The 4,515-nt window shown below is 70.9% G+C and carries 2 protein-coding genes and 1 pseudogene; 1 reads left to right on the forward strand and 2 read right to left on the reverse strand.

Annotated features, from left to right (window positions below):
• Positions 1–91 precede the first annotated feature (91 nt).
• Both ACZ6PY_RS30325 and ACZ6PY_RS30330 read right to left on the reverse strand, forming a co-directional pair.
• On the reverse strand, positions 92–3,172 hold the full coding sequence (locus ACZ6PY_RS30325; RefSeq protein ID WP_466078725.1) for an AfsR/SARP family transcriptional regulator: 3,081 nt from the start codon (positions 3,170–3,172) through the stop codon (positions 92–94).
• Between the two features lie 117 nt (positions 3,173–3,289).
• A pseudogene (locus tag ACZ6PY_RS30330) lies at positions 3,290–3,487 on the reverse strand (helix-turn-helix domain-containing protein); the annotation flags it as partial.
• Positions 3,488–3,735: 248 nt separating this feature from the next.
• Here ACZ6PY_RS30330 and ACZ6PY_RS30335 point away from each other — a divergent pair.
• Positions 3,736–4,515 (forward strand): NlpC/P60 family protein (locus tag ACZ6PY_RS30335; RefSeq protein WP_466078722.1); only part of this gene is annotated, 780 nt, incomplete at its 3' end.

The following is a 4,515-nucleotide window of genomic DNA, read 5'->3' on the forward strand; positions in this document are numbered from 1 at the left end:
GCGGCACCGACGACGAGTTCATCTACGGCATCTGAGCACGAGCACACCCACGGCGGGGTCCGGACACCACCGGGCCCCGCCGTCGCAGCGGTCAGGCCACCGGGATCAGGTGGCCGATCTGTGCCTCGAGGGCGTCGCACTCGCGCGTCCGGTCGGGCAGGTGGGTCGTCCGCAGCAGTTCGCGGAGAGCCTTGCAGTGCTGCGCGGCGTCCTCCGCCTCACCCCGCTGGAGCGCCGCCTTGGCCAGCACGATGAGGGCATCGCTGTGCAGGGCCCGGTAGGTCTTGCGGGCGGCGATGTCCAGCGCGGCCGCCGCCGTACGACGGGCCTCCTCGGCGGCACCGCTCGACAGCATGGTGTCGGCCAGGCCGATGCCCGCCTGGCATTCGAAGTACGGGAAGCCGTGGTCCCGGCTGATTGTCAGGCTCTCGGTGAACCTGGCCCGGGCGTCGTCGAGCGCGCGGCTGCCCAGCAGGGCGTAGCCGAGAGTGTTGAGGACGCCCGCCTCGGCCCGCAGGTTGCGCAGCTGCCGGGTGAGCCGCAGCGCCTCGGCGGCGTTGTTCACCGCGGACACCCACTCGTTCAGTTGGCGGTCGAGGTGGCTCAGCTCGTCCAGTACGGACAACTCCTTCAGGGTGGATCCGGTGTGCCGGTAGTGCGCGAGGGCGGCCTCGAAGTGGTCGCGTGCGGCCTCGAAGTCCTCCAATTGCCGGAAGACCATGGCTAGGTTGTGCCGGTTCACCATTGCCGAGGGGTGGCGCGCCGACTTCTCGTTCAGCCGTTGCGCCGCCGTCAGGTACCCCACCGCCTCGAGGAGCTGTCCCCGCTCGTGGCAGAGCGTGCCCAGGTCGTTGAACGTCACCGCCCGGATGTGGTCGAAGTCCGGGCCCGTCCCTAGGTCGAGGGCCCGCCGGTACAGCTCCTGCGCCTCGTCGACGTGGCCCAGCTCGGCTTGCACGAGACCGAGATTGTGGGACAGGTACGCCTCACCGACGAGCCAGCCGCTGCGGTGTGCGGCCGCGATTCCGGCGCGGTATGCCTGGACGGCGAGGTCGTGCTTCCCGGCTGCCCAGTGCGCCTGACCGATGGTCTGGTGCATGGCTGCCTGGGCGCGGACGTCGCCCTCGGCCTCCGCGGCGGTCAACCCGGCGGCGCCGCTCGCCAGCCAGGCAACCGCGTCTCCGGAGACGAAGAAGTATCCGCGCATCTGGTCGGCCAGCTGCCAGGCCAGCGCCGGGTGCCCGTTGACCGGTGCGGCCTCGATTGCGGCCACGAGGTTTCCCGCCTCCTCGTGCAGCCACGCCGTAGCGGCGTCGACATGGGGAAAGTCGGCTCCGGCCGGGTCGACATCGACCGGCAACCGGATCATGCCGGGGTAGACCAGCGTCATCGCGGCTGCCGTGCGGGTCAGGTACCACTCGTAGAGCCGACCCAGAGCCGCCATTCGTTCGCCCGGTGTCTGATGGGTCTCACCAGTTCGGAGCGCGTAGAGACGCAACAGGTCGTGGTACCGGTAGCGGCTGGCTCCGCTGGGTTGGAGCAGGTTCTCCGCGACCAGATGGTCCAGCGCCGGGCCGACGACCCGCTGCTCGGCCCCGAGCAGAGCGGCGACCGCGGCGACCGAGACGCTCTCCCCGGGGATGAGCGCGGCCGCCCGGAAGACCTCGGCCGCCGTCGTCGGTAGGTCGCGGTAGCTGATCGCGAAGCTGCTCGTCACGGTGCTGTCGCCCAGCCTCAGCTGTTCGAGTCGGGACCTCTCGTCGGCGAGCCGCCGCAGGGTGTCGGCGATCGTGCTCTCTCGGCGGCCTGCCAACCGGCCGGCCATCAGCCGTACCGCGATCGGCAGCCGGCCACATGCGTCGACGAGCGCCTCGGCATCCTCCCCCTCGGCGTCCATCCGGGCCGCTCCCAGCTTCGCCCGCAGCAGGTCCAACGCCTCGTCCGGCTCGAAGACCGGCAGCAACATACGGACCGCGCCGTCCAGTTCCTCGCACTGGTTGCGGCTGGTGACCAGGACCGCGCTGCCGCCAGGACCGGGCAGCAGCGGGCGGACCTGGGCGGCGTTTCGGGCGTTGTCGAGCACGATCAGGACGCGCCGGTCGTTGAGCACGCTGCGGTAGAGCGCCCCGGCCTCGTCCGCATCCCCGGGAATGGCGCGAACCTCGACACCGAGGGCCCGCAACAGCCGGGCGAGCGCGTACGCGACCGCGACCGGCCGGTCGTCTCCCCGTAGGTCGATGTAGAGCTGCCCGTCCGGAAAGTCGCGACGTACGCCCCGGGCCGCCTTGAGCGCGAGGCTGGTCTTGCCGACGCCGGCCATTCCGGCGACCACGCAGACCACAGGGGAATCCCTGCGCGGATAGCGCAGCGCCCGCTCGAGCCGACGCAGTTCGTTCGTGCGGCCGCAGAAGTCCGCGGGCGGCGCGGGCGCCTGCCACGGCGTGACACCGCCGCCTGTGGACGGCACGCCGTGGTGTCGGTCGCCGGGGCCGGCGAGAATGGCCTGCCGGGCCTCGACGAGTTCGGCACCAGGATCGATGCCGAGCTCGTCGGCGAGCCGTCGACGGATACCGTCGAAGGCTTCGATCGCGGCGGCCTGCTGCCCGGCCGCGGTGAGCGCGACCACCAACCGGGCGTGCAGGGACTCATGCCACGGATGCCGCCCCGCCAGCCAGCGCAGCAGCGGAAGGACCTGCCGTTGGTGGTGCAGCGCCTCGCCGAGGCGCGCCAGCCGGACGGTGATCTCCACGCGTTCCTCGGCGAGCGCCGTGACCAGGGGATCGCCGCCGAGTTCCGACACGTCCTCGGCGGCGTCGCCGCGCCACATGCTCAGGGCGTCGAGGAGCAGGTCGAAGGCGCGCTGCGGCGGCAGGGTCGCCGAACCCGCCTCGACGAGGCGGGACCGGTACCTCACCAGGTCGAGCTGGTCGGCGTCGACCTGAAGCTGGTAGCCACCGGACACCAGCGCCACCATCGGTGGCCGGTCCGGCTGCGACCTCGGCTCTAGCAGGCGACGGAGCCGGCTCACATGGGTCTGCACCACATTGGCGGCCGACGGCGGCGGGCGGTCCCCCCACAACAGCTGGATCAGCTCGTCGCGGCTGACCGGCCGGTTCGGGGTCAGCGCGAGCCGTGCCAGCACGATGCGGTGCCGTCCGGCGTTCAGCGTCACGGGCTGACCTGCGCGCGTGACCAGTAGCGGGCCCAGAACCGAGAGCTGTGCCGGACCGGCCGTGTCGACGCGCTGCCGCTGCGGCTGCCGCACCGGCCGCGTGATTCGCGCGCGCTCGTGGTCCGGAAGACCCAACGCGTCCGCGAGCGCCTGCAGAGAACGTGCGCGCGGTCGCCCGCTGCGCCCTTGCTCGAGGTCCCGTACCAGACCGACACTGACCCCGGCCCGTTCCGCAAGGTCCGCCTGGGTCAGGCCGCTGCTCACCCGGGCGCTCCGCACCAGCTCACCGACGCTTTCGCGATCTTGATCGTCCATAGCCGACTACTTCCCGTGCCGAAAGATCGTCAGCCTAGAGCCGGCGCCGCCGATTCTCCAGCGGTAGGTACGGGGCCGACTACGGGAGTTGATCCTCCAGCCGTACGTCAGGCGCACTCCCCAGACTCTCGGCAGACGCGGCCCGAGCCCGCCGTCACAACGGGAGGAAGCACATGCACTCATTCGCTCGACGGGGCGGCTGGTTGGTCCGCCGGTCATTGGTACCGCTCGCTGTACTGGTCGCAGCCATGGCGATGACGCCGACGACGGCATCGGCCACTCCGCAGACGTCGCCGGCCGGCTCGGTGGTGTCGGCCACTGAGGAGGTACCGGGAGATCCCGCGCTGCCCGTCTACCCGGGGCTGTCGTCCCAGCCGGGACCGTCCCTCGCCTCCGTCAGCACCACGCCCTTGCGATGTGACGACAATGGCGCCGACAAGACCGTGCGCCGTTCGGAAGCGATCACCCGGGCGCGGAGCTGGCTCAGCGTCGGTGGTGTGCCGTACAGCCAGGAGCGGTGCTACCGGAACCAGTACGGTGACTACCGCACCGACTGCTCCGGCTTCGTCTCGATGGCGTGGGGTCTCGGCGGCCTCGGGGACAGCTTCTGGACCGGCAACCTGGACGAGCGGTCCTATCCGATCGCCCGCAGCGAACTCAAGCCGGGCGACGCCCTGCTGCGGCACACCGGGAACCGCGACGAGAACCACGTCGCCCTCTTCGTCAAGTGGGCCGATGCCGCGCACACCAAGCCCACGGTCATCGAGCAGACGGGCAGCAGCGACACCATCGAGCGCGATTGGTCAGCCAGCACCGCCAGCTACTACACCCCGGTCCGCTACGACAACATCGCCGAGGACGTGTCGCCGGAGGACATTCCGGTGTCGGGGGACTGGAACAACGATGGGGTGGACACGGTGGGGGTGTACCGGCCGTCGACGTCGACGTTCTATCTGCGGGATGTCAACAGTGGGGTGGCGACGCGGGTGTTCAAGTTCGGTAGCGGGTCGTCGGGTGACATCCCGGTG

This window comes from Micromonospora sp. NPDC048907 (assembly GCF_055586885.1).